This is a genomic window from Microbacterium sp., assembly GCF_041909575.1.
In the GTDB taxonomy this organism is placed as follows: domain Bacteria; phylum Actinomycetota; class Actinomycetes; order Actinomycetales; family Microbacteriaceae; genus Microbacterium.
Genome location: NZ_JAYRDE010000038.1, coordinates 1 through 24,018, shown reverse-complemented (window position 1 = coordinate 24,018; position 24,018 = coordinate 1). Strand labels below are relative to the sequence as shown.

26 protein-coding genes, 1 tRNA gene and 1 pseudogene are annotated in these 24,018 nt (G+C 69.5%); 19 read left to right on the top strand and 9 right to left on the bottom strand.

The features are described from left to right. Positions 1 to 119 precede the first annotated feature (119 nt). Complete coding sequence (locus tag ACE3O1_RS07430) at positions 120 to 956, bottom strand: alpha/beta hydrolase (RefSeq protein ID WP_374314013.1); 837 nt, start codon at positions 954 to 956, stop codon at positions 120 to 122. Positions 957 to 1,130: 174 nt separating this feature from the next. On the opposite strand from ACE3O1_RS07430, the gene ACE3O1_RS07425 reads away from it, so the two are divergent. The 5 genes from ACE3O1_RS07425 (at position 1,131) to ACE3O1_RS07405 (ending at position 5,564) form a co-directional block, all read left to right on the top strand. Next, positions 1,131 to 1,733: a TetR/AcrR family transcriptional regulator gene (locus tag ACE3O1_RS07425; protein WP_374314010.1), complete on the top strand. Its 603-nt coding sequence runs from the start codon at positions 1,131 to 1,133 to the stop codon at positions 1,731 to 1,733. Positions 1,734 to 1,983: 250 nt separating this feature from the next. Continuing rightward, the gene (locus ACE3O1_RS07420; RefSeq protein ID WP_374314008.1) at positions 1,984 to 2,271 is read left to right on the top strand and encodes an HU family DNA-binding protein; all 288 of its coding nucleotides are present in this window, start codon (positions 1,984 to 1,986) and stop codon (positions 2,269 to 2,271) included. 128 nt (positions 2,272 to 2,399) lie between these two features. Continuing rightward, positions 2,400 to 4,379 carry a cytochrome c oxidase assembly protein gene (locus tag ACE3O1_RS07415; protein WP_374314005.1) on the top strand — a complete coding sequence of 660 codons (1,980 nt, stop codon included), beginning with the start codon at positions 2,400 to 2,402 and terminating at the stop codon, positions 4,377 to 4,379. A 118-nt stretch (positions 4,380 to 4,497) separates the two neighbouring features. Beyond that, positions 4,498 to 5,307, top strand: coding sequence for a hypothetical protein (locus tag ACE3O1_RS07410; protein WP_374314003.1), 810 nt, complete (start codon positions 4,498 to 4,500; stop codon positions 5,305 to 5,307). 20 nt (positions 5,308 to 5,327) lie between these two features. Beyond that, complete coding sequence (locus tag ACE3O1_RS07405; RefSeq protein ID WP_374314001.1) at positions 5,328 to 5,564, top strand: hypothetical protein; 237 nt, start codon at positions 5,328 to 5,330, stop codon at positions 5,562 to 5,564. Between the two features lie 30 nt (positions 5,565 to 5,594). Here ACE3O1_RS07405 and ACE3O1_RS07400 read toward each other — a convergent pair whose 3' ends face one another. After that, on the bottom strand, positions 5,595 to 6,656 hold the full coding sequence (locus ACE3O1_RS07400) for a hypothetical protein (protein ID WP_374313999.1): 1,062 nt from the start codon (positions 6,654 to 6,656) through the stop codon (positions 5,595 to 5,597). Between the two features lie 109 nt (positions 6,657 to 6,765). Here ACE3O1_RS07400 and ACE3O1_RS07395 point away from each other — a divergent pair, with 109 nt between their 5' ends. Continuing rightward, entirely contained in the window at positions 6,766 to 8,139 is a 1,374-nt protein-coding gene (locus tag ACE3O1_RS07395; protein ID WP_374313997.1) for an ATP-dependent RecD-like DNA helicase, read from the top strand. Here ACE3O1_RS07395 and ACE3O1_RS07390 read toward each other — a convergent pair. Then, positions 8,127 to 8,780, bottom strand: coding sequence for a heme oxygenase (biliverdin-producing) (locus tag ACE3O1_RS07390; RefSeq protein WP_374313995.1), 654 nt, complete (start codon positions 8,778 to 8,780; stop codon positions 8,127 to 8,129). The two genes, ACE3O1_RS07395 and ACE3O1_RS07390, sit on opposite strands and share 13 nt — an antisense overlap. A 120-nt stretch (positions 8,781 to 8,900) precedes the next feature. Here ACE3O1_RS07390 and ACE3O1_RS07385 point away from each other — a divergent pair, with 120 nt between their 5' ends. The 5 genes from ACE3O1_RS07385 (at position 8,901) to ACE3O1_RS07365 (ending at position 12,594) form a co-directional block, all read left to right on the top strand. After that, positions 8,901 to 9,269, top strand: a complete 369-nt coding sequence (locus ACE3O1_RS07385) for a lactococcin 972 family bacteriocin (protein WP_374313993.1) — start codon at positions 8,901 to 8,903, stop codon at positions 9,267 to 9,269. After that, a complete protein-coding gene (locus ACE3O1_RS07380) occupies positions 9,266 to 9,877 on the top strand; it encodes a hypothetical protein (RefSeq protein WP_374313991.1) in 612 nt (203 codons plus the stop codon). The genes ACE3O1_RS07385 and ACE3O1_RS07380 overlap by 4 nt, the downstream gene beginning before the upstream one ends. A gap of 71 nt (positions 9,878 to 9,948) precedes the next feature. Further along, positions 9,949 to 10,917: a peptidoglycan-binding protein gene (locus ACE3O1_RS07375; RefSeq protein WP_374313989.1), complete on the top strand. Its 969-nt coding sequence runs from the start codon at positions 9,949 to 9,951 to the stop codon at positions 10,915 to 10,917. After that, the gene (locus ACE3O1_RS07370) at positions 10,914 to 11,555 is read left to right on the top strand and encodes an ATP-binding cassette domain-containing protein (protein ID WP_374313987.1); all 642 of its coding nucleotides are present in this window, start codon (positions 10,914 to 10,916) and stop codon (positions 11,553 to 11,555) included. The genes ACE3O1_RS07375 and ACE3O1_RS07370 overlap by 4 nt, the downstream gene beginning before the upstream one ends. Next, positions 11,530 to 12,594, top strand: coding sequence for a hypothetical protein (locus ACE3O1_RS07365; protein WP_374313984.1), 1,065 nt, complete (start codon positions 11,530 to 11,532; stop codon positions 12,592 to 12,594). Before ACE3O1_RS07370 ends, ACE3O1_RS07365 begins: the two co-directional genes overlap by 26 nt. A gap of 50 nt (positions 12,595 to 12,644) precedes the next feature. Here the strand turns inward: ACE3O1_RS07365 and ACE3O1_RS07360 are convergent, their stop codons facing one another. Then, positions 12,645 to 12,956 carry a DUF2470 domain-containing protein gene (locus ACE3O1_RS07360; RefSeq protein ID WP_374313982.1) on the bottom strand — a complete coding sequence of 104 codons (312 nt, stop codon included), beginning with the start codon at positions 12,954 to 12,956 and terminating at the stop codon, positions 12,645 to 12,647. 81 nt (positions 12,957 to 13,037) lie between these two features. Between ACE3O1_RS07360 and ACE3O1_RS07355 the strand changes: the two genes are divergently transcribed. Together ACE3O1_RS07355 and ACE3O1_RS07350 are read left to right on the top strand one after the other, a co-directional pair. Then, positions 13,038 to 14,306, top strand: a complete 1,269-nt coding sequence (locus ACE3O1_RS07355; protein ID WP_374314015.1) for a serine hydrolase domain-containing protein — start codon at positions 13,038 to 13,040, stop codon at positions 14,304 to 14,306. Beyond that, positions 14,303 to 15,178 (top strand): DMT family transporter, encoded by an 876-nt coding sequence (locus ACE3O1_RS07350; RefSeq protein WP_374313980.1) that lies wholly within the window; start codon positions 14,303 to 14,305, stop codon positions 15,176 to 15,178. Before ACE3O1_RS07355 ends, ACE3O1_RS07350 begins: the two co-directional genes overlap by 4 nt. A gap of 92 nt (positions 15,179 to 15,270) precedes the next feature. Here ACE3O1_RS07350 and ACE3O1_RS07345 read toward each other — a convergent pair. Continuing rightward, positions 15,271 to 15,344: transfer RNA gene (locus ACE3O1_RS07345), tRNA-Gly, on the bottom strand. Between the two features lie 100 nt (positions 15,345 to 15,444). Between ACE3O1_RS07345 and dcd the strand changes: the two genes are divergently transcribed. Both dcd and ACE3O1_RS07335 read left to right on the top strand, forming a co-directional pair. After that, entirely contained in the window at positions 15,445 to 16,050 is a 606-nt protein-coding gene (gene dcd / locus ACE3O1_RS07340; RefSeq protein WP_374313978.1) for a dCTP deaminase, read from the top strand. A 321-nt stretch (positions 16,051 to 16,371) separates the two neighbouring features. Further along, entirely contained in the window at positions 16,372 to 17,160 is a 789-nt protein-coding gene (locus ACE3O1_RS07335; RefSeq protein WP_374313976.1) for a hypothetical protein, read from the top strand. A 5-nt stretch (positions 17,161 to 17,165) separates the two neighbouring features. Here ACE3O1_RS07335 and ACE3O1_RS07330 read toward each other — a convergent pair whose 3' ends face one another. After that, positions 17,166 to 17,909: a cache domain-containing protein gene (locus ACE3O1_RS07330; RefSeq protein ID WP_374313974.1), complete on the bottom strand. Its 744-nt coding sequence runs from the start codon at positions 17,907 to 17,909 to the stop codon at positions 17,166 to 17,168. Then, the gene (locus ACE3O1_RS07325; protein WP_374313972.1) at positions 17,906 to 18,664 is read right to left on the bottom strand and encodes a FadR/GntR family transcriptional regulator; all 759 of its coding nucleotides are present in this window, start codon (positions 18,662 to 18,664) and stop codon (positions 17,906 to 17,908) included. Before ACE3O1_RS07325 ends, ACE3O1_RS07330 begins: the two co-directional genes overlap by 4 nt. A gap of 121 nt (positions 18,665 to 18,785) precedes the next feature. On the opposite strand from ACE3O1_RS07325, the gene ACE3O1_RS07320 reads away from it, so the two are divergent. From ACE3O1_RS07320 to ACE3O1_RS07305, 4 genes are all read left to right on the top strand, one after another. After that, positions 18,786 to 19,820, top strand: coding sequence for an ABC transporter ATP-binding protein (locus tag ACE3O1_RS07320; protein ID WP_374313970.1), 1,035 nt, complete (start codon positions 18,786 to 18,788; stop codon positions 19,818 to 19,820). A 70-nt stretch (positions 19,821 to 19,890) separates the two neighbouring features. After that, complete coding sequence (locus tag ACE3O1_RS07315) at positions 19,891 to 21,069, top strand: ABC transporter substrate-binding protein (protein ID WP_374313968.1); 1,179 nt, start codon at positions 19,891 to 19,893, stop codon at positions 21,067 to 21,069. 74 nt (positions 21,070 to 21,143) lie between these two features. Then, positions 21,144 to 22,079 (top strand): ABC transporter permease, encoded by a 936-nt coding sequence (locus ACE3O1_RS07310; protein WP_374313966.1) that lies wholly within the window; start codon positions 21,144 to 21,146, stop codon positions 22,077 to 22,079. Between the two features lie 8 nt (positions 22,080 to 22,087). Continuing rightward, positions 22,088 to 22,888, top strand: a complete 801-nt coding sequence (locus ACE3O1_RS07305) for an ABC transporter permease (RefSeq protein WP_374313964.1) — start codon at positions 22,088 to 22,090, stop codon at positions 22,886 to 22,888. A 6-nt stretch (positions 22,889 to 22,894) separates the two neighbouring features. Here ACE3O1_RS07305 and ACE3O1_RS07300 read toward each other — a convergent pair whose 3' ends face one another. Together ACE3O1_RS07300 and ACE3O1_RS07295 are read right to left on the bottom strand one after the other, a co-directional pair. Continuing rightward, positions 22,895 to 23,866, bottom strand: a complete 972-nt coding sequence (locus tag ACE3O1_RS07300; protein WP_374313961.1) for an NAD(P)/FAD-dependent oxidoreductase — start codon at positions 23,864 to 23,866, stop codon at positions 22,895 to 22,897. Beyond that, positions 23,859 to 24,018, bottom strand: a pseudogene (locus ACE3O1_RS07295) (ferredoxin); the annotation flags it as partial. The gene ACE3O1_RS07300 and the pseudogene ACE3O1_RS07295, both read right to left, overlap by 8 nt.

Genomic DNA, 24,018 nt, shown 5'->3' with positions numbered 1-24,018 from the left:
GGGACCCCCGGGGGGCTGGTGACTCGCCGGGGGGGTGTTTCCCCGGCGGCGCCGGGTGCGGCCGCCGGATCGAGTACGCCGCCGGACGAAGTCCGGGGGCGTGTATCGAGATCATCCGCTTACTTCGTCGCCTCGGTCTCGCGCACCTGGTGGGTGGTGGCCCACTCGAGGGCGTAGTCGGCGATCTCCTCCCAGCCGTCCTGGCTGACCAGGCGGTGGGTGCGTCCCGGGTACGTCTTGTAGTCGACGATCGCGGGGCTGTCCGTCTTCTTGTACTTCTTCACGATCGCCTCGCCGATGGCCGGCGGCACGACGTGGTCGATCTCGCCCGTGATGATGAGGAGCGGCGCGCGGTCGGTGCGGCCGTAGTCGACGTGCGTGACGCCGCCCTTCTCATTGAGCACCGAGGTGACGCCCTCGAAGAAGACCTTGTTGTACGAGTTGACCGCGTACTCCTCCCACAGCTTGTCGGACTCGCTGCGGGGCAGGTCGTTGCCGAAAGTGAAGTGGAAGTGGCGCTTCGACAGCGGCTTGGCGCCGTTGATGCCGAAGGGGTTGGACAGGATCGGCGTGCCGGTCCACAGCGTCGAGAGCGGGAGAGTCGTGACGCCGGCGGTCTGACCGGGGGCGACGCCGACGTAGGCGACGCCGAGTCCGCGGTCGGCGAGCATCTGGGTGAGCACGCCGCCGAACGAGTGGCCGATGATGATCGGCTTCTCGGGAAGCTCGCGGATGATCCGCTCGTAGTTGTCGGCGATCTGCTTGAGCCCGATCCCCTTCAGTGCTGCGGGGTTGTTGCGGATGTCCTCGACCGTGCGGTCGTCGATGCCGGGCCAGCCGGGGACGATGACCTGGTGGCCGGCGGCGCGGAAGCGCTCGGCCCACGTGTCCCAGCTCTTCGGGGTCATCCAGAGGCCGTGGATGAGGACGATGGGGGTCTTGTCGGTGGTGTTCATTTCGATCTCCTGGGTGGTGTTGCGGTGGTTTCGGTTGGTGTGGTCTCAGGTTCCGGATCCTGGTGACTCCGGCTGATGTATCCTGATGGTAGACCGAACGTTCTATCTACGCAAGACTATTCCCGAAGAATTTTCCGAACCCGCGAGATGGCACGATGGACCCGGAGGAGAAACATGAGCACCACCCCCGCGACGACCGCGAACAGCCGCCCCTCCCCTGCGCGTCAGCGACTGCTGGATGCCGCGACCGACCTCTTCTATCGCGAGGGCATCCACTCCGTCGGCGTCGACCGGATCATCGAAGAGGCCGGCGTCACCCGCGCCACCATGTACAAGCAGTTCGAGGGCAAGGAGGGTCTGGTCCTCGCCTACCTGCGGGGTGAGGACGAGCGCCTCCGGGCCCTCTTCGCCGAGGCCGGATCGGCTTCGGACGACCCCGCGGTGCTGCTTGACCTCGTGATCGCCGGCATCGAGCAGGACATCCGCGAACGCCACACCCGCGGGTGCCCCTTCATCAACGCGGCGGCCGAGTACCCGGATACGGGCCCGGTACGCGAGCTGATCGATGAGCACCGCGAGTGGTTCCGCGCGACGCTCGCGCAGCTCGCCCGCGGGGCGGGGCTGACCGAGCCCGAGGACGTCGCGGCGTCGCTCGTCCTGCTGCGCGACGCCGCCCTCGTCGGCGGCTACCTCGACGGTCAGGACCGCGTCGGCCCCGCGTTCGCCCGGACCGCGCACGGCGTCATCGCCTCCTCCTCGCCGAAAGCGCACAGCTGACCGGTTTCCGCGCCGAACAGCGGTGATTCGTGCGCTCTCAGCACGCCGAAGCGGTCGTCACAGGAGTCACACGGGCCACTTTCGCCCCCGACACGCCGTCGGGAACGTCGGAAAACCCCGGAAATACGCGGACGGGTCCGTGATGTCGGGTACATTCGAGGCGGTCGAACCGACCAGCCGGGGGGCGCACTGCCGTCCGGTCCGAGCAATGAACAAGCGGCGACTCCGCCGCTTTCGGAGGACAATCCCCATGGCCGACAAGTCCATCACCAAGACCGAACTCGTCGCGAGCATCGCGAGCGCGACCGGACAGAGCCAGTCCGCCGTCTCGGGCGTGCTCGACTCCCTCTTCTCCACCGTGTCCGACGCGGTCGCCAAGGGCAGCAAGGTCTCGATCCCGGGCTGGATCTCGTTCGAGCAGGTCGCCACCTCGGCGCGCACCGGCCGCAACCCGCAGACGGGCGCGGAGATCAAGATCCCCGCGGGCAAGCGCGTCAAGGTCACCGCGGGCTCGAAGCTGAAGGCCGCCGTCAAGTAACGACGACCACACAAGAAGGGGATGCCGCCTCGGCGGCGTCCCCTTCTGCATGTCCGACGTAGGCTGGGAGTGTGATCCCCGCTCCCACTCCACGCGGCGCTGTCGCGCCGCGCGGAGCCTCAGGGGGCGTGGGCCCACCGCACGCCCTGCGGGCCGCAGGGCCCGTCATCCTCGTCGTGTCGGCTCTCGTGGTCCTCGTCTGGGCTCTCGCTTTCGGCGGCGGCGCCGCGCCCCTCGCGATCGGCGACCCGGGGCCCCTCGCCCGCTGGGGACTCCCCGTCGCGAAGCTGTTCGTCAACCTGTCGGCGGCCGGCATGGCCGGCACGCTCGTCGTGGCCCTCTTCGCCCTCAAGGCGGGTGAGCGCGAGTTCGACGTCGCACTGGATGCGGCATCCGTCTCCGCGGCGATCTTCACGGTGTCGGCCGCGGCGACCGGCTTCCTCACGTTCATCGACGCCTTCAATCCCGCCATCGACGCTGGACCGGAGTTCGGCGCACAGCTCGGCCGCTTCCTCGTCGAGACCGAGGTCGGACGCACGTGGCTCATCACGACAGTGGTCGGGGCGGCGCTGACGGTGCTCACGTTCGCCGTCCGCTCCTGGACGGCGACCTTCTTCGTCGCACTTCTGGCGCTGGCCGCGCTCGTGCCGATGGGGACGCAGGGGCACTCCGGCGAGGAGGCGAACCATCACGAGGCGATGATGGCGCTGATCCTCCACATCATCGGTGCCGCCGTCTGGCTGGGCGGGCTGCTGCTGATGGTGCTCGTGCGCCCGCTCCTCGGCCGGGACCGGCTGGCCACCGTCCTGGCGCGGTACTCCAGCGTCGCGCTGGCCGCGTTCATCCTCGTCGCGCTGTCCGGCACCGTCCGCGCCGTCATCGGCCTGCGCGACTGGGCCGCCGTGCTCTCCCCGTACGGGGCGATCCTCATGGTGAAGGTCGTCGCCCTGGTGCTGCTCGGCCTTCTCGGCGCCTGGTACCGGGCGCGCTTGATCGGGCGACTGCGGGAGGATGCGGCATCCCGCATCTTCTGGACGCTCGTCGCCTGCGAACTGGCGCTCATGGGTGTCGCCAGCGGGGCTGCGGCCGCTCTCGCCCGCACGCCTCCGCCGGTCCCGTCGGCGCCTCCGGCGGCCCGCACGCCCGCCGAGGTGCTCACCGGCGCGCCACTTCCGCCCGAGCTGACGCCGGACCGCTGGCTGACGGCGTGGAACGTCGACCTGCTGTGGGCGGTGATCGCCGGGTTCGCGGTGTTCTTCTACCTGGCGGGCGTCCGTCGCCTGCGTCGCCGCGGGGACGAGTGGCCGGTCTTCCGCACCATCATGTGGGTCGCGGGAATGGCGCTGCTGGTGTGGGTGACCGGCGGCGTGATCAACGTCTATCAGGACTACCTCTTCAGCGTGCACATGGTCGGCCACATGCTGCTCACCATGGCGATCCCGCTGCTGCTGGTCACCGGCGCGCCCGTGACGCTCGCCGCCCGCGCGATCCGCAAGCGCGAGGACGGCACTCGCGGCGGTCGAGAGTGGATCCTGTGGGCCGTGCACTCGCCGGTCTCGCGCATCCTCACCAATCCGTTCGTGGCGGCGGGTCTGTTCATCGGCTCGCTGTGGGTCTTCTACTACACGGACCTGTTCCGCTGGTCGCTCTACGACCACCTCGGGCACGAGTGGATGGTCGCCCACTTCCTCATCACGGGCTACCTGTTCGCCCTCACGCTCATCGGCATCGACCCCGTGCCGTACCGCCTGCCGTATCCGGGCCGGCTCGTGCTCCTCATCGGCATCATGGCGATGCACGCCTTCTTCGGCATCGCGATCATGATGCAGAGCGGGCTGATGGTGGCGGAGTGGTTCGGCTCGATGGGACGCGAGTGGGGGATGCCTCCCCTCGAGGACCAGTACTATGGCGGCGGCGTCGCGTGGTCGATCGGGGAGATCCCCACGCTCATCCTCGCGATCATCGTGGCGGTCCAGTGGAGCCGCAGCGACGCCCGTGATCAGAAGCGCCGCGATCGCCACGCGGACCGCACCGGCGATGCCGAGCTCGAGGCATACAACGCGCGTCTCGCCGAGCTCGCCGAGCGCGACGCGCGCAGCGCGCGCTGACGCGTCGCGCGCTGCGCGCTTCATCTGCCCATCGCCTTCGGCGTGGAGACTCCAAGCCTTTTGGCTAATTCTGATGACCTTTCGGCTGTAACGGTGACGCCGCGGCTCTGGTGGGGTGGTGGGCACTTCCCGCCGCTCGACGGGTGTGATGGATGGAGCCCAGTATGAGAAGGAAATCGACGTACCTGGTGGGAGCCCTCGGGCTCTCGGTGGCGATGTCGCTGGCGTCGATCGCGCCGGCATATGCGGCGGCAGACCCGAACGACGTGTCCGCAGCCGACGTCGCGACCCTGCTGACGGGGTCGGACTCACGGTCGGGTCGAGCGAGGTCTCGATTGGGCTCCCGGAGATGGCGGATGCCTCGGCTGCGGTCGAACTCGAGTCCGGCGCGATCGCGTACCCGTCCGACAACGGTGTCGCGAACACCGTTGTGCCGCTGACCGATGGCGTTCAGATGCTGACAACGCTCGCCTCGGCCGACGCTGCTGAATCGTTCGCCTATCCGATCGACGTCCCGGACGGCGGGTCGCTCTCCCTCGTCGAAAGTGGATCGGCCGTCATCCGAGACGCCGGCGGGAACACGCTCATCACCACCACCGCCCCCTGGGCGCGCGACGCGAACGGGCGGACGGTGCCCACGCACTATGAGGTCGACGGAACTGCCCTGGTGCAGATCGTCGATCCTGCGACCGGCGACTACGCTTATCCGATCATCGCCGATCCCACCTACACCTATTGGTGGGGCGGAAAGACCTGGGTTCCGGCGCACGCCGTCAGCGTCCAGCAGGTGGCCGCGACTCTGAGTGCGTTTCTTTGGGTGGCCCCGGCAGCGATCGTGTCGGCCGGACTGGGTCTGTGCAATCGGGCGGGCAGGGGCATCTGGGTCTACTGGACGTGGGCCGGCCACGTGTGGTGCACGGGACCGTGAACGAGCGAGGGAGCACAGTCGTGACACGTTCCGAAGGGCTGACGCCGTTCCAGCGGAGGCGGCGCAGCAACCTCATCATCCGCATCGCGGGGCTGTTGCTTCTGGCGGCCGCCGTCATCCTGTGGTGGCACGACCTCCCGCTACTCGGCGCCGTCGCCGGCGCCATCCTGCTCCTCGCGGTGACCGCGTTCTACCTGGTGGAGCGGCAGTATTCGAGAGCGCTCGTGGCCGCTCTGGCCCAGACCGGGAAGAGCTGACCGGCCCGAGCCGTGCGACGGCCCCGACGGCTACGGACCGTCGGGGCCGCTCACCACGATCGATGCCCTGCCGTCGGGCTGTACGTCGATCTCTCCCCCGACGGCGAACGGGACGTCTTCGACGACGTGGGCGATCGATCCGTCGAACAGCGAGAGGATGTCGACCTCGATGCGGGCGACGGCCTGGCTCGGCACGATCCTCCAGCCCGCGCCGTCTGGTTCGACCTTGACCGTGGGCTGCTGGGCGATGGACCACGCGGGCAGCGACGCGATGCGGTCCTGGACGACATAGCCGAACGGGCAGGCGGTGGGCTGCAGCACCTCCTGGGTCGCGCACGCCGTGAGGAACTCCTCGACCTTCTGCTGCACGACGGCGATGAACTCGTCGGTCGCCTCCGCCTGGATCGTCACCGGAACGCTGTGGAACGGGCTGTCCGACAGGACGGCGACGCCCGGAGTCGCCGAGATCGCGGTGTCGACGGACACGGCGTAGAGGCCGGGCGAGAACACCAGGAGCGGAAGCGGTGCGAGCGGATCGACATCCGCTCCATCCGAGGACACCTGGCGCTTGTCGAGCTCGAACCCGTTCACGGTGAACTGCATGGAGCCGCGCACCTCGAGATCCATCACCGCGAGCGGGCTGGTGGCGAAGCGCCACGTCGGGGCGATCCCGATCCATCCGTCGCGCTCGATCTCGAAGGTGGTGGTGCCAGCCTGCCCGCCGGCGTCGTAGTCGACGGTGACCAGGGTGAGGTCGCCCTCGGACGCCGTCGACACGACGTGGGCATCCTCGAGCGGCGCGAGCGCTGCCGAGCGCAGGAGCGCGTCGGATGCGGTGATCGGCAGGCCGGCCGCCTCGAGCTCCTCCGACGAGACCGCGACCCCCGGAACCGTGAGAGCCTCCGCGGCGCGCCCGGACGACAGCATCGAGAGGTATCGCTCGACGAACGCCGTGGGACTGTAGAACTGCTGCTGCACGGCGCCTGCGGCCGCCACGACGGCGCCGATCAGCAGCACGCCGACGACCGCCAGCACGGTCAGATCGACGGCGAGCCCGCGTCTGCCCCTGCGCGCAACGGCCTGCTCGTCCACGTCTCCAGTGTAGGAACTCCCCGTCCCAAGCCCGAACGTCGCGTCACGCGCCGTCCACGGATCCGCGCGACCGGGCCGGAGGGCGGCATCCGCTGGCTAACATGAGTCGGTGAGCACGCCCCCGCTGTCAGCAGAGCAGGAGGCGCTGTTCCGGCTCATCGAGGACACCCGGGAGCACGTGTTCGTGACCGGCCGGGCGGGCACCGGCAAGTCCACGCTGTTGCAGCACCTGGCCTGGAACACGTCGAAGCAGATCGCGGTCTGCGCCCCGACGGGCGTCGCGGCACTCAACGTCGAGGGACAGACGATCCATTCGCTGTTCCGCCTGCCGATCGGGCTCATCGCCAAGGGCGAGATCGAGCAGTCCGATGCCGCGCGCAAGATCCTCAACGCGATCGACACGCTCGTGATCGACGAGATCTCGATGGTCAACGCCGACCTCATGGATGCGATCGACCGGTCGCTGCGGCAGGCGCGCGGGCGCCGCGCCGAGCCTTTCGGCGGCGTGCAGATCGTGATGTTCGGCGACCCGTACCAGCTGGCGCCGGTGCCGCCCCGCGGCGACGAGCTGCGCTACATCCGCGACCACTACCGCTCGTTCTGGTTCTTCGACGCGAAGGTGTGGGTGGGCGAAGCCGCCGGCGACGGGCTCATCGACATCGGGTCGTACGGCGCCGACCTGCACATCCGCGAGCTGATCGACATCCATCGGCAGTCCGATCCCGCGTTCAAGGCGATGCTCAATGCCGTGCGCTATGGCCGGGTGACCGCCGACATCGCGCAGATCCTCAACGACACCGGCGCGCGCACTCCTCCCGATCCCAGCGACGGCGAGCATCCGATCATCACGCTCGCCACCCGCAACGACATCGTCAACAACATCAACCGCCGCCACCTCACCGAGCTCATCGGCCGCGAGCAGACCGCCGTCGCCGAGATCACCGGCGACTTCGGGCGGGGGGATGCCGCATACCCGGCCGATGTCGAGCTCAAGCTCAAGGTCGGAGCGCAGGTGATGTTCCTGCGCAACGACACCCAGTCCTACGGCGAGCCGCCGCGGTGGGTGAACGGCACGATCGGGACGGTCACGCGCATCGCGGGCGGCACCGTGCGGGTCGAGGTGGACGGCCAGGAGTTCGACGTCGAGCCGGCCGTCTGGGAGAGGTTCCGCTACGCGTACGACGCCGGGTCCAAGTCGCTCTCCCGCGAGATCGTGGCGGAGTTCACCCAGTTCCCGCTGCGCCTGGCATGGGCGGTGACGATCCACAAGTCGCAGGGCAAGACCTACGACCGCGCAATCGTCGATCTCGGATCCGGTGCGTTCGCGCCCGGGCAGACCTATGTCGCCCTCTCGCGCCTGACCTCGCTCGACGGGCTCTACCTCTCGCGGCCGCTGCGTCCCTCGGACATCCGCGTCGACCCCGACGTCCAGCGGTTCATGGCCGGGGTCCGCGCCCAGGCTGCGGCGGGTCAGGCGACCTGAGACGCCTTCGCCGCGGCGAGGTCGTCGAAGAGCTCGGTGTTGAACCGATACGCCAGCAGCACCTCGTCGATCACGCGCTCCTGCTCCGCGGCATCCCACGGCGCCGCATCGAGCTGGTCGCGGTAGACCTCCTTGAACGCCTTCGAATCGGCGATGTCCTCGAAGAGGTAGAAGCCGATGCCGTTGGTGTCGAAGCCGAAGCGCCGCGCCATGAGGCGCCCGATGAACTGGCCGCCGGAGAGGTCGCCGAGGTAGCGGGTGTAGTGGTGCGCGACGAACCCGCCGGCCCACGTCGCGCCGACGTCGTTGATGCGGTCGACGTAGGCGCGGGTCGTCGGCAGCGCCACGATCGTCTCGCGCCAGTCGGGACCGACCAGGAACTCGAGGTCGGACTCCAGGGCGGGAAGGCGGGTGAGCTTGTCGGAGATGAAGACGGCGGCGACCGGGTCGTTGCGCATCTGCTCGGCGGTGCGCTCGAGGGCTTCGTAGATGAACCAGTGCTGGGCGACGAGGGCGACATAGTCGTCGCGCGTCCCCTCGCCCTTCATGAGGTCGGCCATGAAGCCGGAGTGCTCGCTCGACGAGTGGGCGCGGCTGGAGCGCTCACGCAGTGCCGTCGAGAACGGGATCGGGTCGCTCATGCGCCCAGTGTAGGTGATTTAGGGTGCCCTAACCTAGGCCAGCTCACGTCATAGCCGCGGGCGCGAAGTGTCATACCTGTTGAGGGGCTGGGGGCATCCCGAAATCGAGAGAAGGACCGGATGAGGAAAGTCATCAAGGCGATTCTGACGGGTGGCGCAGCCACCGCCCTCGTCATTGCAGGGGCAGGGACCGCCGCCGCTCACAACAACGGCTATGGAGCGGCGCCGAACCATTACGCCTCCAACACATACCTGACCGGTGCCGCCGTCGGCGGCGGGCGAATGTACTACGGCGTGCACGAAATGATCAACGGGACCGACAGGAACAACGACAGCAGCTACTACCACGGTACGAAGCAGCACCGCGCGAGCGTCAAGAACTCGACGGGCGCCGTGGTCCGATCTGGCGACAAAGCCGGTGGGATCTGGGCTCAGGCGACCCAAGACGCCACCGCGTTCGGAAATCAGGCGTATTGGTACACCTATTGAACCGCCTGCTGCCCCCACGGCTCGCCGCGGTGATCGCCTGCGGGGTTCTCGCCGGTCTGACTGTCACCGGGTGCACGGGTGCCGAACGCGACACGAGCACCGCTGCGTCGCAGGCTCCCGCCTTCGCCGGCCCGTTCGCCGCGGAGTACGCCGAGGCGTGGCAGAAGAGTGAGACGCCGGAGGTGCGCCTCATCCTCGAAGATGGCCGTATTTCGGATCAGGAATGGTCACAGGTTCTGAAGTCTCTGGACGACTGTCTCACCGAGAACGGCGTCAGTCTCGTCGCGTATGACGAACACGACGGCAGCTATGAGGCCGACGTCGGCGAGATGAGCGGCGACACCGCCAACGAGCGAATGGGGATGTGCGAGAAGGCCAGCGGCGAGGCGTGGGTGGGTCGGCTGTACCGCGCGCAGACGAGGAATCCAGAGAACATCCCGGAGACGCAACTACTGACGGATTGCCTCATCCGCAATCACGCCGTGCCGGAGTCCTACACCGTAGAGCAGTACATGATCGACGCGCCTACGATGAAATTTCCTTATCTGGACGAACACGGTCCGCAGACGTTCGCAGGATGCAGCGCAGATCCGGACTACGTGCATTGACTGCTGCCGAGCTCCGGAGCGCAGTTCTCGCCGGCGCAACGGTCCTCCTCGGGGCGGCGCTCGGCGTGGCAGTGACCCTGACCGTCCTCAGTCCACCGACGCCGACGGTGCTCGAGCGATCGCCGACTGCGCCCACCGTTCCGGTGACCTTCCAGGAGTTCGTCGATCCTCGGGCCGTTGAGGTGGTCGTCGAGATCGCACCACCACATCGCCTGTTGGCTGGCCGCGCAGGCACACTGACAACGTGGAGTTGCGCGCCCGGCGAATCGCTCGATTCCGGCAAGCCGATCGTTGCGGTCGACGGCGACAGCATGCTGGCGCTGGCGACCAGCGTTCCGCTCTGGCGTGATATCGCCGTCGGCGCCACGGGCGACGATGTCGCAGCGCTGCAACGGGAACTGGGGCGGCTCGGCTACCCTGCGCATTCGGACGGTGTGTTCTCGCGTGCCGATCTTGAAGCTTCCACTGCGCTCGCGCGGACGGCTGGGATCCGCATCGACGGCGTCGTTCCGCTCGATCGGGTGGTGTGGATACCTGCCTCGACCGTGACGATCGAGGGATGCGAGGCCGGTCTCGGTGAGATGATCGCGGCTGGCCAGGTGCTCGCCACCATCGGTGGCACCGTATCCGTCCAACCGGTCGTGCTGCCCGAGGGCCGGCTCCCCGGCGGCCGCGTGCTCACGGTCTTCAGCGAACCCGTGGCGCTCGGTCGCGAGGGCGAGGTGCCCGCCGACACGAGCATCGCGATGATCCGCAGTTCGCCCGCGGTGCGCGAGGCCGCCAGCGGCAACCCGGAAGCTGGCCGCCTCACCCTGGCGGGTCAGATTGCTCTCGCCTCGCCTGTCCGTATCGCCGTGGTGCCCGCGTCTGCCGTCTTCCTCGACGCAGACGGCACCGCGTGCGTCTTCACGCGGCGTACGGCGCACGTTGTGACCGTCGTCGGGTCGGAGTTCGGTGACTCCTTCGTGGTGTTCGACGAGGAGAAAGCCCCGCAGGCGATTCAATCGACTGTTCCCACGGCGGGCCGGAAGTGCCGGTGACCTTCGAGGGGCTCGGTCACTCGTATGGCCTGGGGGTATGGCTGTTCCGCGAGCTCACACTGACACTTCATCCCGGGCGCAGCTACGCCGTGACCGGAGCATCCGGTTCCGGGAAGAGCACTCTCCTGTCGATCGCCGCGGGCTGGATCCCGCCGTCCGAAGGCCTCGTGCGACGTGACGGAATCCGGACGACGCACTGGGTCCTGCAGACGCCCTTCGGCGTCGCACGCCGGTCAGTCATCGATCACGTCGCCTACCCTCTTCTGGCTAGGGGCGAGCATCCAGCCGATGCCGAACGCCGGGCGTCGGCCTTGTTGCACGACTTTGAACTGGGTGCGGTCGCCGAGCGCCCGTTCCGACTGCTGTCCGGCGGTGAGGCGCAGCGCACGATGCTCGCGCGGGCCACCGCCGCGGCGCCTGACCTCCTGATAGTGGACGAACCCACCGCCCAGCTTGACCGCACGACGGCGCGGGTCGTGAACCGTGTGCTGGCTCACGTCGTCTCCGAGGGCACGACGGTGATCGTCGCCACGCACGATGACGAGACCCGCGACGCCTGCGACGAGCACATCGACCTCGCAGCGCACGCCCTCACGGAAGGGGAGGTCGCCGATGCGGCCGACGGCGTTCGTCCGTGAACTCGTACGAGATGTCATCAGCGGGACCGGCCGGGCCGGCCTGTTCGGGTCGCTCTCGATTCTGGTGCTCGGTCTCGTCGTCATCGCGGAGGTGCTCACGGCGTCTGCGCTGGCGAGACAGGCGATCGAGTATCGGGTTGCGGGGGCGGCGATCACCACCGTGGCACTGCCCGGCCGCGTCGACGGGCGGGCGTGCGAAGCGCTCGCCAACTCGCCCGGCGTCTTGGCGGCGGGTGCACTCCGGGCGGCGGTGCCAACGACGCTCGTAGCCATTCCCGACTCTCCGCTCGAGCAGTATGAGACGACACCCTCCCTCGCTCGCCTCCTGCGCGCGACGGATGCCGGCCGTGGCGCCTATTTCTCGCAAGACGTGGTCGATGTGGTCGGGCAGACCGTCGCGACGATCGAAGGGGGGAACATCCCCGTGCGCGGCACGTTCTCTTACCCCGCCGACGGTCGCCGGCCCGGTTTCGGATGGGCGATGCTGTCGCCAATGCGTCCGGGCGACGGCGCATTCGATGAGTGCTGGATCGAGGTGTGGCCCGAGCGAAAGGACACGAGGCGGTTGCTGCTCACGGCGATCAGCCCAGGCAACTCCGTCGATCCGGCGGCTGAGCCTCAGGTATCGCAGTTGAACGGTGCGCACGGAGTCGACTTCTCCGGGGTTGCCAGCTACGAAAACCGCCCGACACGCTTCGCCCCCCTCGTCGCCCTGCTCATCGGTTCCCTTCTCGGAGGGATCAGCGTCCGCATGCGTCGCGTGGAGATCGCGGCCAACCTTCATGCCGGCGCATCGCGACGGATGCTCATCGTCCAGCAGAGCGCTGAGGCTGCCGCCTGGGCTCTACCCGCCGCAGTGTGCGGCTGGGCAATCGGCTGCGTGATTGCCGTTTCGCAAGCGCCGCAGGAGCTCGCCTCGCTCGCGAGAGGCTCGGCTCATATCGGCGCAGCATTCCTCGTAGGCGCACTGTGGGGCGCGTGGGTGGGCACAGTCCTCGTGCGGGAGTCGCAGCTTTGGTCCTACGTGAAGAGCCGGTGAGCCCCGGAGGCTTCGTGGCCCCCGTGATGCAGCCGCGTGACGATGCGGTGTCATGCGTGCGGGCGGGGCTCCACGCCGAGGCGCCGGCAGGCCTCGTCGTAGAGGGCGACGATCTCGCGCCGCACCTCCGGTCGCTCGGTGATCGGCCCGCCCGGCCACGTCGCGTGTACCCCGACCTCGGTGCCGTCGGCGAGCGTGGCGAGCCAGGTGCCGCCGTCGCCGTCGAATCCGGTCATGACGGCACCGGTGACGTCGTCGGCCGGTCCGAACGCGCGGGCGATGAGGACGTTGTCGTCGCCGTGATCGCCGTTCATGTGACCGAGCACGCCGACACGCACCGAGTCGTCGAAGTGGTGGGTCATCGCTCCAGCCTAGGAGCACGCCGGTGCCGTCGCCGCCGCCGGTGTGTGTTTGAATCTATGGACGATCATCGGGGGGTGAGAATGCGGGCAGCACCGACAGCTCGGCGCGCCGTCGCGGCGGTCGCCGCCGCGCTCGCGCTCACCCTCGTGATTTCCGGCTGCGCGCCCGAGCAGAGCGTCGACGTGCAGCTTCAGCCTCAGGCCGAGGCAGCGCTCCCCGATGCGATGGTCGAGCAGCTCCAGGGGGCCGTGACCAACGCGATGGCGTCGAGCGGAGCATCCGGAGCCATCGTGGGCGTGTGGGCGCCGTGGAGCGGCAGCTGGGTCGCGGGCCTCGGCACGCAGAGCCCGGCCGAGGGCGCGGCCGAGGTGACGGCCGACATGCAGTTCCGCGCCGGGCGGATCACGCGCCCGATGATCTGCGACGTGCTGTACGCCGCCGTCGCGCAGGGCAAGGTGAAGCTGGACGACCCGGTCTCGGACTGGGTCGCGAGCGTGCCGGTGCTCACCGATGTGACGCTCGAGCAGCTGTGCGACAGCACCTCGGGCATCGGCTCGTACGCCCCCCGCCTCACGCGGCTGTGGGTGGACAACCCCGAGCGCAAGTGGAGCGCGCGGGAGCTCGCGAGCTACGGACTCGGGGAGCCGCGCACGACCAAGCCGGGCGCGGCCTATCGCGACTCCGACGCGGGATACGTGCTGCTCGGTCTCGCGCTCGAACGCGCACTGGGCGCACCTGCCGCGCAGCTCATCGACGAGTACGTCGTCGGGCCCCTCGATCTCGGCCAGACGCAGCTCGGCGGATTCTCCAGCGATCAGGTGCTGGAGGGAATCGTCGTACCCGGTGCCGGCGGGGGCAAGCGGAACTGCCTCGAGCCCATCGAGGTGACCGATATCTCGCCCTCGACCGGCTACACCGACAGCGGCGTCGTGACCGACATCGACGACCTGGGCCGCTATGCGCAGGCCCTCGCGACCGGTGCGCTGCAGCCCGACGTCGACGACCGCTTCGCCGACGCGGTGCCGCCGCGCCGGGGCGCGCCGTCCTGGCACACAGTCGCGGGGGGCGCCGTGCAGGCCGGATCGCTCATCGGCCAGTTCGGCGCGGTGCCCGGCTACACGACCGCTGCGTTCTCGGACCCGAAGAGCGGGCTCACCGTGGCTGTGGTGCTCAACGACTCGGTGGCAGGCGCGGCCATCGGCGGCTACCTCGCGTGGGAGCTCGCCGCCATCGCCTCGAAGGCGCCCGCTGCCTCCGGGGAGACCGCGCCGGAGGCCGGGCTTCCCTGGACCGCGGAGCAATACCACGACGAGATCACCCGGCGCGCCGTCTGCGCTCCCCCGGCGTGAGCACGAGGGCGGCGGGCGGCATCCCCACGCCCGCGGTCCTGCTGGTCGTCGCGGGTCTGGCGTGCCAGGAGATCGGCGCGGCGATCGCGGTGCTGCTGTTCCCGAGCACGGGGCCCCTCGGCATGGTGATGCTGCGCCTGGTCTTCTCCGCGCTCGTGCTGCTCGCCATCGCGCGGCCCGACCTCCGGGGGCACTCCCGCTCGGCGTGGACCGCCGTGGTGCTCTTCGGGCTGGTGCTCGCGATCATGAACGGGCTCTTCTACCTCGCCCTCGAACGGCTGCCGCTCGGCGTCACGGTCACGATCGAGGTGCTCGGCCCCCTCGTGCTGTCGATCGTCGCGGCGCGGCGCGCCTCGGCTTGGCTGTGGGCGGTGCTCGCGTTCGCCGGAGTCGTGGCGCTCGGCGGCGGCGGCTGGGACCGCCTCGACCCGCTGGGAGTGCTCTTCGCTCTCGGCGCCGCGGCCAGCTGGGCGTTCTACATCCTCGCGTCGGCGCGCGTCGGGCGGGAGTTCCCCAAACTCGACGGGCTGGCGCTGGCCATGGCGGTCGGCGCGATCGTCGCCCTGCCGTTCGGCATCGCCGATGCCGGGGCCGCGCTCCTGCGGTGGGAGATCGTGGCCCTCGGCGCGGCGGTCGCGATCCTCTCGTCGACGGTCCCCTACGCCTTCGAGCTCATCGCGCTGCGGCGCCTTCCGGCCGCCGCGTTCGCGATCCTGATGAGCCTCGCTCCGGCGACTGCCGCACTGGCCGGGTTCCTGTTCCTGGGGCAGCACCTGTCGTGGCTCGAGATGATCGGCATCGCGCTCGTGATCGTCGCGAGCATCGGAGCCGTCCGCTCCTCTGCCCGTGCGGCAGCAGAGCCGCTCGCCTGAAACCGGCACGTCGAGCGCAGCATCCGTCATCGAGCGCAGTCGCAACGCCGCGTTTCGGCGGAAACTGCGCCCGTTCGGGTCGCGTGGAGCTGTGGAGGGGATGACGGGAATCGAACCCGCGCTATCAGCTTGGGAAGCTGAAGTTCTGCCATTGAACTACATCCCCGGCAGGCCTTTCGGCGCCTGGACAGGATAACAGAGCGGATGCCGCGGGGCCGAGCCGCAGCATCCGTCATCACGTCGATCTGCCCCAGTAGGCTTGCCCCGTGCTGCTCAGTGACCGCGACATCAGGCTCGAGATCGACGCCGGACGGCTCGGCCTGGACCCGTGGGACCCCGCGATGGTGCAGCCGTCGAGCGTCGACGTGCGCCTCGACCGCTACTTCCGGCTGTTCGACAACCACAAGTACCCGTTCATCGATCCGGCCGAGGACCAGCCCGAGCTCACGCGGCTCATCCAGGTGGATCCCGACGAGCCTTTCATCCTGCACCCGGGCGAGTTCGCCCTCGGGTCCACCTTCGAGCAGATCACCCTGCCCGACGACGTCGCCGCCCGCCTGGAGGGCAAGTCGTCGCTGGGGCGCCTGGGACTGCTCACGCACTCGACCGCGGGATTCATCGACCCCGGATTCTCGGGTCACGTGACGCTCGAGCTCTCCAACGTGGCGACGCTGCCGATCAAGCTGTGGCCGGGGATGAAGATCGGCCAGGTCTGCTACTTCCGGCTCACGTCGCCCGCCGAGAACCCGTACGGGTCGGGCCCCTACGGCAACCGGTACCAGGGGCAGCGCGGGCCGACGGCATCGCGATCGTTCCAGAACTTCCACCGCACCGACGTGGGCTCGACGGAGGCCGGCGCCGTCGGCGGCTGAGCACGCGGAGGGGGATGCGATCGGGGCGGCCCCGCCGAGGTGGCGGAGCCACCCCGATGGCTGCCCCAGTATCATCGGGCGCCAGCCGACCACCGGTCGCGCTTGCCCCAGTCCGCGGCCCGTGTCCCCACACGATGCGGCCGCGATCAACCCGATGGCTACTGCATTTTGCAGTATAGGCATCCGCGAGCCGCGAGTCGACTATCTTTTTCGTGACGGAGGATGCCGTGCCACAAGGTGAGCTCAGGACGCCCGCGTCCCTCATCTCGGGGCCGCCGGCGTCACTCGATCGGCCGGCGCGTCAGCCGGTCGGGGTGTGACGTGGACGTCGCTCCGAACGACGAGCTGCGGCGGCTGCGCGAACGCGCGTACGGCCCCGGCGCCGACATCCACGACGACTCCGAGGCGCTCGCGCGGCTGCACGAACTGGAGGCCGCGCAGCGGCTCGCGGAGCCCCCGCTGCCCGCAGCGACGGACCCGGTGCTCGACCCCGCGCCGGATGGCGAAGCCGATCCCGCATCCGACCCGGAGTCGGACCCCGCTCCGGATCGGCGCGCGCTCGATGACGCACCTTTGCCCCCCGGCGGAGGTCCCCAGGAGGGGGAGCCGGACGCCACGGCACAGGACGACCGGCCCGCGCGCCTGTCACGGCGAACCCGCTGGCTGTGGGCGGGATCCGTCGCCGCCGCGCTCATCGTCGGGGCGGGCCTGACGATGGCGACCTCCTCCGTCGCCGGGGGCCGGGTGGCGGTGCTCGCGGAGGACGAGCCGTCCGCGTGGCCGACGAACATGTTCGGCGATGCGCAGGAGGGCTCCCAGATCTTCCAGCCGTTCCACGGCGTGAGGGCCCTGGTGGTGCAGAACGCGTGGGGGAACTCCGACACCGGGCTCTCGTGCGTCTTCGTCGTGCGTGCCGAAGGCGAGGACGACGCGGCTCCCACCACCGAGATCCTCACGACGGGCTGCGGTGATGCGGGATTCGCGCCCACCGCGTCCTTCGAGGTGACGGATGCCTCGCCCGACGAGCTGCGGGACCGCTTCGGCGTCGGGACCGGGCTGCGCATCGTGATCGAGGGCGACGAGGCGCACGTCTTCGCACGGACTCCGTAGCGCGCTCAGACCCCGACGAGGAGCGCGAGCGAGGTGTCGCCGCACGCGAGCACCGCGCCGCCGGCGACGGGGACGGGCTCGGCGGAGGCTCCGCGGATCGCTTCGGTGAGTCCTTCCGTGCGGAGGATCGAGCCGGGCTCTCGTCGCGCATCCGTCGATGTCACGATCCGGCCGGACGCGTTGACGAGGGTCGCGGGCGTCTCGCCGGTGCGCATCGCGGGGAGCAGTGCCCGCTCCAGCCTGTCGACGAGCGCATCGGCGCCCACGACCCCGACGATCGCCCCGTCCACACGCACCGGCGTCGTGATGGTGACGGTGTAGTCGTCGGTGCACAGGTAGTCCACGTACGGTCCGGTGAGATGGCGCCCTCCGGTGGTGGTGGGCACGCGCCACCACTCGAGGGCGGTGTAGTCGCGGAACTGATCGTGCGAGGGGTCATCGATCGTGGCGAGGCGGCGCAGCGGCCGGCCGGTCCCGCCGAGCCACCACGCGAGGTGCCACTCGGCGTCCGCGAGCACGCCGGGCTGTGCGACGAAACCGGCACCCGTGAGGAGCGTCTCGCCGGAGACGGCGGGGACGGCGAAGGCCTCGACGAGCGGATCCACCCGCGCGGCGCTGAGCGCGGCATCCGCACCCAGCAGGGCTTCGAGGTGATCGCGCCACCCGTCGATCATGGCGAAGATGCCGTCGATCGTCGCGGCGACGTGCGCAGCGACCTGGGCGTGGGATCGGGTCGCGATCGTGGTCATGAGTCTCCCTCCGCGTCGACACGGGCCCGTTCGTCGACGAGCCACTCGAACGCGCTGTCGATGTGCGCGATCGTCGCGGCGCGGGCCGCCTCCGGTGCGACGTCCTGGATGGCGGCGATGACCCGAGTGCGTGCGAGGGCGCTGCGGTCACGGTACTCCTGTTCCCGCAGGCACATCCAGAGGAGCGGGCCGGCCTCGCTCTGCAGTCGCATCTCCTCATGGACGAGGCGCGGCGACTGGCTGATCGCCGCGACCTCGAGCTGGAAGCGGCTGACGGCGCGCCGGGATCCACCCGCGGTGTCGAGGTCCGCCCCCGCGGCGATGCGCGTGAGGCTCTCGACGTCGTCTTCGCTGGCGCGGGTCGCGGCGGTCTCGGCGGCCGTGCCGGCGATGGCCGAGACGTGGAGGGCGAGGTCGCGCAGCTCGATGCGGCTGGTGTCGCGCAGGCGCCGGCCGAGCATCCGGCCGGCCGTGTCGCGGTCGTAGGTGACGAAGCTTCCGCCGTCGCGGCCGCGCCGCGTGCGGACGAACCCCTTGTCGCGCATGCCCTCGAGCGCCTCGCGTGCCGTCACCAGGGCGACGCCGAGACTCCTCGACAGGTCGGACTCGCTCGGCAGGCGCTCTCCGTCGTGGAGCACTCCGCTGACGATCGCGTCGGTGAGGCGCTGCTCTACGAGCTCGGCACGGCCGGTGCCGTCGAGCGGCGAGAACACCACCGCGCGGGCGGCGTCGACGCGTCCCGTGGCGTGCGGCATCAGGTCCTTCCCGGTGCGGAAAGCCCGTCCTTCCCAACCGTGACACGACCGTAACACGACGGGTGATCTTTTGACATATGGATCCATATGATTTAGTTGCATCGACATCGAAGGAGAGGTCATGACCGACCAGCAGCCCGCCATCCGGCTGAGCGGACTCACCAAGGAGTTCGGCGCCGTCACGGCGGTCGACCACGTCGACCTGGAGATCGGCGCCGGGCAGTTCTTCTCGATGCTCGGCCCCTCGGGCTCGGGGAAGACGACCGTGCTGCGGCTGATCGCGGGGTTCGAGCAGCCCACGGCCGGCACCATCGAGCTGTTCGGTCAGGACGTCACGAAGAAGGCGCCGTTCGACCGCGACGTGAACACGGTGTTCCAGGACTACGCGCTCTTCCCGCACATGTCGGTGGTGGACAACGTCGCCTACGGGCTCAAGGTGCGCGGCGTGGGGCGCGCGGAGCGACGCCGGCGCGCCATGAAGGCGCTCGAGGCGGTGCGGCTGGAGCAGCTGGCCGCCCGCAGGCCCGCACAGCTCTCCGGGGGACAGCGGCAGCGCGTCGCGCTCGCGCGCGCTACCGTCGTGCAGCCCAAGGTGCTGCTGCTCGACGAGCCGCTCGGCGCGCTCGACCTCAAGCTGCGCGAGCAGATGCAGGTCGAGCTCAAGCAGATTCAGCGCGAGCTCGGGATCACGTTCATCTTCGTCACCCACGACCAGGAGGAGGCGCTCACGCTCTCCGACCGGGTGGCGGTCTTCCACGACGGCCGCATCGAGCAGCTCGGCACGCCCTGGGAGCTGTACGAGCAGCCCGCCTCCCGCTTCGTCGCAGACTTCGTGGGGACCTCGAACCTCTTCGACCACGACCGCTCCGCCGCGCTCATCGGGCGCTCCGGCGAGCACTCGATCCGTCCCGAGAAGCTCACCCTGCGATCCGAGGCGGCCTCGGGCGAGGGGGAGCGCTCGGCACCCGGCACGCTGGTCGAATCGATCTACGTCGGCCACGGCATCCGTCGTGTCATCGACCTGGACGCGGGCATGCGCGTCACCGTCCTCGAGCGCAACGACCGGTCGCGGTCGACGGACGACGAACGAGGCGACCGCGTGCACGTGACCTGGCACGACTCGGACGTCGTGTCACTGATCCCGCCCGGCACGTGAGCCGGCACGATCCGCGGGGCGCCGCCCCCGGAGCACACAGCAGTTCCAGCACACCGAGAGAGGAACACCCATGATGCACTCATCACGCGGCGGCCGCATCGCCGGCACCGCGCTGGCGATCGGCGCGATCGCCGTCCTGGCGGGCTGCGGCACGTCCGGCGGCGGAAGCGCCGCACCCTCCGAGCAGGCCGACGAGCTCGGCGACTACGAGGGCTCGGTCTCGATCCTCGCGTGGCCGGGCTATGTCGAGGACGGCAGCAACGACCCCGCCGTGGACTGGGTCAGCGGATTCGAGGAGGAGACCGGCTGCGAGGTCACCTCGAAGACCTACGGCACGTCCGACGAGGCGGTCAACCTCATGAAGACCGGCGACTACGACGTGATCGCCGCCTCGGGCGACGCGACCCTGCGCCTCATCGCCGCGGGCGACGTGGCTCCCGTGAACACCGACCTCATCCCGAGCTACGCGGGCGTCTACGACTTCCTCAAGGAGAAGGAGTGGAACTCGGTCGACGGCCAGTCCTACGGCGTGCCGCACGGCTACGGGGCCAACCTGCTCCTCTACAACACGGAGGTCGTCTCGCCCGCGCCCACGTCGTGGGACGTCGTGTTCGACGGTGCGAGCGAGTACTCGGGCAAGATCACGGCGTACGACTCGCCGATCTACATCGCGGATGCCGCGGTGTACTTGATGACCCACCAGCCCGAGCTCGGCATCCAGAACCCGTACGCCCTCGACGAGGAGCAGTTCGCCGCGGCCGTCGACCTGCTCAAGGAGCAGCGCCAGCACGTCGGCGAGTACTGGTCGGACTACCTCAAGGAGATCCAGGCGTTCGAGACCGGTGACTCGGTCGCCGGCACGACCTGGCAGGTCATCCAGAACGTCCTCGCGGGGAGCAACGCGACCACCGAGGTCGTGCTGCCCGAGGAGGGTGCGACCGGCTGGTCCGACACCTGGATGATCGCGTCCGAGGCGAAGAGCCCGAACTGCGCCTACGCGTGGCTCGACTGGATCGCCAGCCCCGAGGTCAACGCCCAGGCGACGGCCTACTTCGGTGAGGCGCCGTCGAGCCAGGAGGCCTGCGACTACCGCGACGACTGCGAGGCCTACCACGCAGGCGACGAGGAGTACGCGTCGCAGATCTGGTACTGGACCACGCCGATCGCCGAGTGCGTCGACGGACGCACCGACGTCGAGTGCGTCGACTACTCCAAGTGGACCGAGGCCTGGACCGAGATCAAGGGCTGAGTCCCCGACCGATCGCCGGGGGCGGCGATGCGAAGCCGCGCCGCCCCCGGTCTTCCCGAGATCAAGAGGAAACCGTGACGACCGAGACCCTCTCCCCCGCACCGCCTTCGAGCGCGCCGAAGACGTCGACGCCGGCCCCCCGCCGGTGGACGCGCGGCGTCTCTTCGTTCCTCACGACGCATCCGCGCACGCGCCTGTCGCTGCTGCTGGCCGCGCCCCTGTTCTGGCTCGTCGTGGTGTACATCGTCGCGCTGGCGCTGCTCCTCGTGACGGCGTTCTGGCGGGTCGATCCGTTCACCAACGAGATCGTCATCGACTGGACGCTCGACAACATCGTCACCGTCGTGACCGGCACGCTCTACCAGACGGTCACCCTGCGCACGGTGGGCGTGGCGCTCCTCGTCACGGTGATCGACGTCGTCATCGCGCTGCCGATCGCGTTCTACATGGCGAAGGTTGCCTCGCCCCGCATGCAGCGTGTGCTCGTGATCGCGGTGCTCATGCCGCTGTGGGCGAGCTATCTCGTCAAGGCCTATGCGTGGCGGTCGGTGCTGTCGCAGGAGGGGATCCTGGAATGGCTGCTGGCACCCTTCGGTCTGCACACTCCCGGGTACGGCCTGACGGCGACGGTGATCACGCTCTCCTACCTCTGGCTGCCGTACGTGATCCTGCCGATCTACGCCGGCCTGGAGCGCGTGCCCGACTCGCTTCTGGAGGCGTCGGCGGATCTGGGCGGCAAGACGTGGCGCACCCTCGGGAGCGTCGTGCTGCCGCTCGCCTTCCCGGCGATCATCGCCGGCACGATCTTCGCGTTCGCCCTCTCGCTGGGCGACTACATCACGGTCAACATCGTGGGCGGCGCGAACCAGATGCTCGGCAACCTCATCTACGCCAACATCGGAGCGGCCGGCAATCTGCCGCTGGCGGCTGCGATCGCCCTGATCCCGATCGTCATCATCTTCGGCTACCTGGCGCTCGTGCGGCGCACGGGCGCCCTGAACAACCTCTAGGACCGAGCATGCGACTCTCAACGCCGGCGCGAGTCATCCTCGCGATCGTGACGGGCGTCATCCTGCTCGTCGTCTATCTCCCCCTCTTCGTCGTGCTGGTGAACTCGTTCTCGACCTCGACGTCGCTGACATGGCCGCCCCCGGGGCTCACGCTGGAGTGGTGGGGGAAGGCGTTCCAGAGCGCCGGCGCGCTGGATGCCGTGCTGACCAGCGTGCAGGTCGCGATCATCTCGACCGTGATCGCCCTGGTGCTCGGCACCCTGATCTCGTTCGCGCTGCAGCGGTTCGAGTTCTTCGGCCGCGAGTCGATCTCGCTGCTGATCATCCTGCCGATCGCGCTGCCCGGGATCATCACCGGCATCGCCCTGAACAACTTCTTCCGCACCATCATGGGCGTCCCGCTGTCGATCTGGACGGTGGTGATCGCGCACGCGACGTTCTGCATCGTCACCGTGTTCAACAACGTCATCGCGCGTCTGCGACGCACCGGCACCAATCTGGAGGAGGCCTCCGCCGACCTGGGCGCCGGCGTGTGGACGACCTTCCGCCTGGTGACGTTCCCGCAGCTGCGCTCCGCCCTCCTCGCGGGCGGCATGCTGGCTTTCGCGCTGAGCTTCGACGAGATCATCGTCACGACCTTCACCGCCGGGTCCGGGGTGACGACGCTGCCGATCTACATCCTGAACAACATGTTCCGGCCGAACCAGGCGCCGGTCGTGTCGGTGATCGCCGTCGTGCTCGTGCTCGTGTCGATCATCCCGATCTACCTCGCCCAGCGGCTGTCGGGGTCGGAGCAGACCCGGCGGTAGCCGGCCTCAGTGCGCGGTGCGCACCCCGACGAGGTCGTGCACGAGCACGGCTGCGGCCCGTGCGCCTTGACCCGCGGCGACGATGAGCTGCTGCGGACCGGGCGAGGCGGCATCGCCCGCCGCGTACACGCCGGCGAGCGAGGTGCGCCCGGACCGGTCGGCCACGAGGTTGCCGTCGAGGTCGCGCTCGAGCTCGAGTCCGGCGAGGAAGTCCAGCGCAGGCGACCACTGCGGACGAACGAACCCGCCGTCGATCTCGACGCGCGTGCCGTCGGCGAGGCGGACGGCCGACACGGTGCCGCGGTCGCCCTCGAGGTCGTCGATCCGGCGCCGTTCGACGACGATCCCGGATGCCGCGAGCTCGGCCTCTTCGACGGTGTCGACGACGTCGGCGCCGTTGGTGAAGACGGTGAGCCGGTCCGTCCAACGGGCGATAAGGCGTGCGCGGGTCGCGAGGTCGGGGGTCTCGCCGATGAGGGCGAGCGGCCGGTCCTGCAGCTCCCACGCGTCGCACGCGGCGCAGCTGAACACGGTCATGCCGTAGAAGGCGCGCAGGCTCGGGATGCGGGGGAGCGTCTCGCGCAGCCCGGTGGCGACGATCACCGAGCGGGCGGCGACGGCCGGCGGCGTCCGCTCGCCGCGGCCCTGCAGCGCCGCGATGAAGCGCATGCCGTTCAGGGAATCCGTCGGGAGCAGGTCGGTGACGACGGCGCGGTCCAGCACCGTGACGTTCGGGTACGCGGCCAGCTCGGCGCGCGCGAGCTTGCGCAGCTCGAGCGGCGGGATCCCGTCCCGGGTCAGGAATCCGTGGGAGCGGAGGGTGGCGGCGTTGCGCGGACGCCCCGCATCGACCAGCACGACCGATGCGCGTGCGCGACCGAGGTTGAGGGCGGCGGAGAGGCCCGCCGGACCGCCGCCGATGATGACGACATCGACCTCGGCAGAGGACACGGACGGAATGTATGCCGACTCAGTCATGATCTTCCCCCTGCGGCGGGAGCGCGGCGATGATCGGGTGATCGGTGTGGATCACGCCGACCTTGGCTGCACCGCCGGGCGAGCCCACATCGTCGAAGAACTCGACGTTGGCCTTGTAGTAGTCCTGCCACTCGTCGGGCAGGTCGTCCTCG

Bases quoted from the DNA above. Each gene is read 5' to 3' on its own strand.
- ACE3O1_RS07430 (WP_374314013.1), bottom strand. From the start codon at position 956: ATGAACACCACCGACAAGACCCCCATCGTCCTCATCCACGGCCTCTGG.
- ACE3O1_RS07425 (WP_374314010.1), top strand. From the start codon at position 1,131: ATGAGCACCACCCCCGCGACGACCGCGAACAGCCGCCCCTCCCCTGCG.
- ACE3O1_RS07420 (WP_374314008.1), top strand. From the start codon at position 1,984: ATGGCCGACAAGTCCATCACCAAGACCGAACTCGTCGCGAGCATCGCG.
- ACE3O1_RS07390 (WP_374313995.1), bottom strand. From the start codon at position 8,780: ATGAGCGACCCGATCCCGTTCTCGACGGCACTGCGTGAGCGCTCCAGC.
- ACE3O1_RS07385 (WP_374313993.1), top strand. From the start codon at position 8,901: ATGAGGAAAGTCATCAAGGCGATTCTGACGGGTGGCGCAGCCACCGCC.
- ACE3O1_RS07365 (WP_374313984.1), top strand. From the start codon at position 11,530: ATGCGGCCGACGGCGTTCGTCCGTGAACTCGTACGAGATGTCATCAGC.
- ACE3O1_RS07360 (WP_374313982.1), bottom strand. From the start codon at position 12,956: ATGACCCACCACTTCGACGACTCGGTGCGTGTCGGCGTGCTCGGTCAC.
- ACE3O1_RS07355 (WP_374314015.1), top strand. From the start codon at position 13,038: ATGCGGGCAGCACCGACAGCTCGGCGCGCCGTCGCGGCGGTCGCCGCC.
- ACE3O1_RS07330 (WP_374313974.1), bottom strand. From the start codon at position 17,909: ATGACCACGATCGCGACCCGATCCCACGCCCAGGTCGCTGCGCACGTC.
- ACE3O1_RS07325 (WP_374313972.1), bottom strand. From the start codon at position 18,664: ATGCCGCACGCCACGGGACGCGTCGACGCCGCCCGCGCGGTGGTGTTC.
- ACE3O1_RS07320 (WP_374313970.1), top strand. From the start codon at position 18,786: ATGACCGACCAGCAGCCCGCCATCCGGCTGAGCGGACTCACCAAGGAG.
- ACE3O1_RS07315 (WP_374313968.1), top strand. From the start codon at position 19,891: ATGATGCACTCATCACGCGGCGGCCGCATCGCCGGCACCGCGCTGGCG.
- ACE3O1_RS07305 (WP_374313964.1), top strand. From the start codon at position 22,088: ATGCGACTCTCAACGCCGGCGCGAGTCATCCTCGCGATCGTGACGGGC.
- ACE3O1_RS07300 (WP_374313961.1), bottom strand. From the start codon at position 23,866: ATGACTGAGTCGGCATACATTCCGTCCGTGTCCTCTGCCGAGGTCGAT.